This window comes from Vibrio ordalii ATCC 33509 (genome assembly GCA_000257205.1).
Taxonomy (GTDB): domain Bacteria; phylum Pseudomonadota; class Gammaproteobacteria; order Enterobacterales; family Vibrionaceae; genus Vibrio; species Vibrio ordalii.
The window spans coordinates 1-5,347 of sequence record AEZC01000067.1 but is presented as its reverse complement, the minus strand read 5'-3'; the positions used below and the strand labels follow the sequence as shown (position 1 = coordinate 5,347).

The 5,347-nt window shown below is 42.5% G+C and carries 4 protein-coding genes and 1 pseudogene; 1 reads left to right on the top strand and 4 read right to left on the bottom strand.

The window, feature by feature from the left end; translation table 11 throughout:
- Positions 1 to 681: tyrosine-type recombinase/integrase (locus tag VOR_RS0104280; RefSeq protein WP_010318493.1), on the top strand; the 681-nt coding region annotated here is incomplete at its 5' end.
- Between the two features lie 88 nt (positions 682 to 769).
- Here the strand turns inward: VOR_RS0104280 and VOR_RS0104275 are convergent.
- The 4 genes and pseudogenes from VOR_RS0104275 to VOR_RS16755 form a co-directional block, all read right to left on the bottom strand.
- A complete protein-coding gene (locus VOR_RS0104275) occupies positions 770 to 2,308 on the bottom strand; it encodes a class I SAM-dependent DNA methyltransferase (RefSeq protein ID WP_010318492.1) in 1,539 nt (512 codons plus the stop codon).
- A gap of 241 nt (positions 2,309 to 2,549) precedes the next feature.
- Positions 2,550 to 3,332, bottom strand: a complete 783-nt coding sequence (locus VOR_RS0104270; protein ID WP_010318491.1) for an HNH endonuclease — start codon at positions 3,330 to 3,332, stop codon at positions 2,550 to 2,552.
- Positions 3,319 to 5,082, bottom strand: coding sequence for an AAA family ATPase (locus VOR_RS0104265; RefSeq protein ID WP_010318490.1), 1,764 nt, complete (start codon positions 5,080 to 5,082; stop codon positions 3,319 to 3,321). The genes VOR_RS0104270 and VOR_RS0104265 overlap by 14 nt, the downstream gene beginning before the upstream one ends.
- Positions 5,082 to 5,347 (bottom strand): annotated as a pseudogene (locus VOR_RS16755) (restriction endonuclease subunit S); the annotation flags it as partial. The pseudogene VOR_RS16755 and the gene VOR_RS0104265, both read right to left, overlap by 1 nt.

The window sequence follows — 5,347 nt, the reverse complement described above, 5'->3', positions numbered from 1 at the left end:
CTCCTAGCAAACCCACTTACTGGTATTCGTGCCGCTTTCAAAAAGCCTAAAAAAGAGAATATGGCCGCATTAGCACCACATGAATTGCCAGAGCTAATGGGGGCAATAGCTAATGCAAGTATTAAACGCACAACTCGTTGCTTATTAGAATGGCAATTACACACCATGACGCGCCCTTCTGAAGCCGCTGGCGCTAGATGGGATGAAATTGAATGGGAAGAGAAAGTCTGGACCATTCCAGCCGAGAGAATGAAAAAAAGAAGAGAGCACCGCATCCCGATCACAGAGCAGATGCTAGCGCTATTGGAAGTGATGAAGCCGATAAGCGGCCATCGAGATTTTGTTTTTCCGTCGGATAGAGACCCAAAGAAACCCTGCAACAGCCAAACGGCAAACATGGCACTCAAACGTATGGGGTTTGCTGGTCGGCTTGTTAGCCACGGTTTACGTTCTCTCGCGAGTACCACTCTCAATGAACAAGGCTTTGATCCCGATTTAGTTGAAGCTGCCCTAACCCACGTTGATGATAACCAAGTTCGAAGTGCCTATAACCGCACGGATCATCTCGAACGTAGAAAGCCAATGATGTGCTGGTGGAGCCAGCATATAGAAGAGGCCGCCAAAGGCAGCCTCTCTGTTACTGGAACCAAGCAACTCAAAACCATTGAAAAGTTTGCCTAGCCTTTAGAACACAAGTAGATCTCAACTATTGCAATAGATAGAAAGCAATAAGGCAAGGAGCTTTAGCCCCTTCGCTATTAATGAATGATTACTTACTTGGGCTCAATCCAACAGCAACATCTTTAAACGCTGCTAGAGCAGCCTCTAGATGATCGATGATCTCTTGCTGGAGTATCTCTGGAGAAGGAAGATTATCGAGATTGTCCAAGCTGTCATCTTTAAGCCAAAACACATCAAGGCTAGCTTTGTCGCGATTAATAAGTTCATCGTAGCTATAATACTTGAAGCGTTCTGTCTCTACGCGTTGATGACGATTTTCAGGGTTATAACACTGAATAAACTCTTTCAAATCGCTTAGCATCATAGGACGTTGCTTAAGGGTAAAGTGCTTGTTGGTTCTTAAATCGTAAAACCAGATCCCTTTGGTGTGCACTTTTTCATCACGTGGAGCGTTATCAAAGAACACTACGTTCGCTTTCACACCATTGGCATAAAATATCCCTGTCGGTAGACGTAAAATGGTGTGCACATCGCAATTACTTAACCATTTACGGCGAATACGCTCCCCTGCTCCCCCTTCAAATAAAACATTATCAGGTAATACGACGGCTGCCTTACCAGTGTCTTTTAAACTCGCAACAATATGCTGTAAAAAGTTAAGCTGTTTGTTGGTTGTGGTCGCCCAAAAATCTTGGCGTTCATAGGTCAAGGCTTCTTTGTCTTCACCACCCTCAGCATTGGTAATCGTCATGCTGCTTTTTTTACCAAAAGGTGGATTCGCTAATACATAATCCACTTTGTCTTCACCTTTGAGAGGTGTCAATAAAGCATCTGCACGCTCCACCTTCGGCTCACCATCAATACTGCCAATATTGTGCAAAAACAAATTCATTAAACACATGCGGCGAGTTGAAGGCACAATCTCATTACCAAAGAAAGTGTTATCACGTAAAAACTTGACTTGGTCTTTGTTGAGCTTGGATTTAGCAATCGTACTACTGTTGTCTTTTGCTGGGTTCCAGTGGCTCATACCTTTTTCAATCCACTGTGTATCACCATAAGTGATCCAATCACAGGCACTCAAAAAGAAGCCACCCGTACCACAGGCAGGATCTAAAATCGTTTTTTTAGGCTCAGGGCGCACACACGCAAGCATGGCATCAATGAGTGGGCGCGGCGTAAAGTACTGGCCAGCACCACTTTTAGTATCTTCGGCGTTCTTTTGTAGTAAGCCTTCGTATAAATCACCTTTGGCATCGGCATCAAGGCTGATCCAGCTCTCTTCGTCAATCATTTTGACAATGCGAGACAGTTTAGCGGGATCAGGAATTTTGTTTTCTGCCTTGTAAAAAATCGCACCAAGCATACCCGGTGCATCACCGAGCTTTTTTAAAATCCGACGGTACTGATTTTCTAATGCTTCTCCGGTTGGGCCCACCAGAGACTCCCAATCATAACCGCTAGGCACTTGGGTTTTGCGTGAGTATGGCGGCAATGAGTACTCATGAGCCATTTTGAGAAACAGTAAGAAAGTTAACTGCTCTAAGTAATCACCATAGCCAACACCATCATCACGTAAGGTATGACAATAGTTCCAAACTTTTTGTACTAATGCGGGGGCGTTCATTTCTACTATCCAAAGCGACTAACGGACAGCACTGGGGATTACTGCTGTCTAAAGGGGAAAGATTATACCGATTTTTGGCAGAATTGATTGTCTCTTTTACGCTGTTCAATTGCACAAAAGAGTTTTTATTAAATTTCAAACACATCCGAGGCAAAAACACTTACCATGCTCTGCTTGGCCACTTAACCACTCTTGATTAATACGTTAAACCAACCCAAAGTGCATCAAGATGAATAAGAAATTAAGCACATTCCAATAAAACTTCTATCCATTCCCGATCTTGATAACCTTTAACCATTTTCTTCGCAAAAACAGAAAATGGTGCATCTGCAGAAATTGCTTTCGCAATATTGCTAACATAACCTTTGAATGCTTTTTCAGTTTTAGGATCGCCCTGATCATTCGTATCATAAATTGCATCCTCACTTTCAACCCAATCTCTTATATCTAGAGCTAGCAACCTTCTTGCTTCGACCAAATCAGGATGATCTAAATGGTAATATTTGATGGAATCTATTGCTCGTCGATTACGGTTGGTTTGTGAAGGATACTTTGCACAGGGTAAGCCGTCTTCTTTAAAATCAAGCAGGCCGACATCAGCTGGCTCACAAGGATCAATCAATATGTAGTCTTCAGTGTTACGTTGGAGTCTATTGCTTGCTTTGGTCCCAGACAATAAAGGAAAATGATCACCTTTGCCTCCACTTTCCCCCGTTTCAGGGTTCTTTCTAATGCTGTTGCAATAAGTGCAAGCGAAGCGAAAATTTTCATAATCAAGCGTAAACAAAGGGTAGAGGCTTTTAGGGCGAAAGTGATCTACCGCGTTGTCTGATCTATCTTCCCTTGACTCACAGTACCAACACTTACCATTAGACAAATCTTTTAGCTGCGGCTTCAACTCAGACCAAATAGAAGAAGCTGCTTTTGCCTCGATAAGCCCATTATCGATTTCAGATTGTTTACTTTGAGCACGAGCTCGCCAATCTGGAGAAGGATTAAGTTTGCGCAAATCAATTCTTCTCATCTTCTTCTCCACTTTCTTGTTTAAGCTTTGCTAAAACCTGTTGGATTAACTTTTTACTCGCCGCACGTTTTTCATCTGAAGGTAATTGGTCGATTTTTTGCTTACTTTCAGCTCGTGAATCGAATTCATAACGTGCACGCAGATATTCTTCAAACACTCTATCGCGGTTTGAGAATCTAAATCCAAGATTCTCAAACTCTACGTTGATGGCTTGCAGATCTGCCTTTTCGGTTATCGATAAGGTTTCGTCCTTAGCGGTAATTTGCCTTTTGCGCTCTAATAGAGCTTCGGTATAGCTATCGACGGATGTCGCCAAACCAAACATATCGCTGGTAATAATACCCGCGTAGCCCATGCCTCTAGGGTCAAAATTCGGCTTATGCGACTCAATAGTACGAGTCTTATCATCACGACTCAATATTTGTACTTGATCGCGAGTTAATTCGGCGATGGCAATTGGGTTATGGGTGGTTAACACGATATGGCTATTGTTTTCACCTTTAGAGCCAGAGGTAACAAACTTATTGAGATAATCGATGTAATCAACGCTCCACTTGGGGTTTAAGTGAGTGTCGGGCTCATCCAGTAGAAACAGACTTTCTTCTTCGGCGGTAAATCGCAGTAGACCTAACACAGTCAATAGCTGCTGCTCTCCTTCGCTTAACTCACGAAAAGTTACGCTGCCATCGTTCTTTTTAAGCTTAACCCGTATACGCACTTCGCTGATTAGCTCAGAAACATAGGTACTTTCAAGGTCGCGGAAAAACTCCCTAGGCTCTTGGTCACCAACTAGCTCAGTGAGTCGCGTAACGTCCTTGATAAACATATACAAGTATTCACGATCTTTTTTATTCCATAAGGTCGCATCATCTTTACGGCTAATTTTAATTGGTGCAGTAGCCACTTTATGAACCCGATTTAAAAAATCGCGTACCACGCCTTCCGCCCCCCAAAAAATATCAGGCTTATCTTTGCAGGCACCATAAGTACCTTTGGGGGCTTTACCCTTATTTAAATTCCATGAGGGCTCATTGAGTTCTAGTAGTACAGAGTCGATACTTTCAGCATTTTCATCCGTTTCTAGGCCGAGCTGAGTATCTAAAAAATGCCTGACTAAATCATCTTGGTTAAGCACAAAGGCTAACAGCACAAATTGGCTATGCACAGGCAAGGCATAAAACAAGCGTCTTAAGCCAGGATCTTCCGACTTTGAGTTACGTAGCTTTTTATCATATTGCTGAAGATAGGGGCGAAAGACCGACTGCAACCGGTCACTATGACCTGAATAGTAACCAAACACATATTTGGGTAAAAACTGATCTTGGCGCTTTTTGAACTCATTAAATTTAAGTCCCACAAGTGTTGCGTCATCAGTTAATTCACTGAACAAATCTACCTGTAGCGTCGTGTTTTCTATCTTTTCTCCCAAATCTCGATAGCTCACCAAATAGGCATCTTTAGCGCGATCAGGGTCGGCGCTGATTTCTATTTCTTTATGATGACAAAAATACCTCAAGGTATAGGCAAAAGAGGGTTTATCTTTTTCCCCGTTGTCATTTTTCCCCATGATCAAATCACGAAACAGTACCGCCAATGCCTCAAGTACGTTTGACTTACCAGTGCCATTCCAACCTATGACTAAGGTGATCCATTCTTGTTCTTCAAAGTCGATGGTGACATTTTTAAGGTTTTTAAATCGTTGGCGTTCACCTTCACGATCTGAACCGATAGTAAATGAAGCTAAGCGCATTAGTCTTCCTTAACGTTTTGCTTGATCAATTTCAACTGGTCGTAGTCACCTTGGCGTTGAATTTCGATTTTTCCTGCTTTTTCTAATTTACGCAGTTCGGTGTAAATTTCTTCGATACGATCGGTTGAGCTGCCATCTGCAATGCCACATTTTCTAAAGGCGTCTTGGGCATCAATCCAGTCTTTTTCATCTGTTAACACTTCGAGTAAGGTATTCATCTGCTCACCTTTTTTTTTAGGTTTGCTCGGCTGGTCATGACTACAAT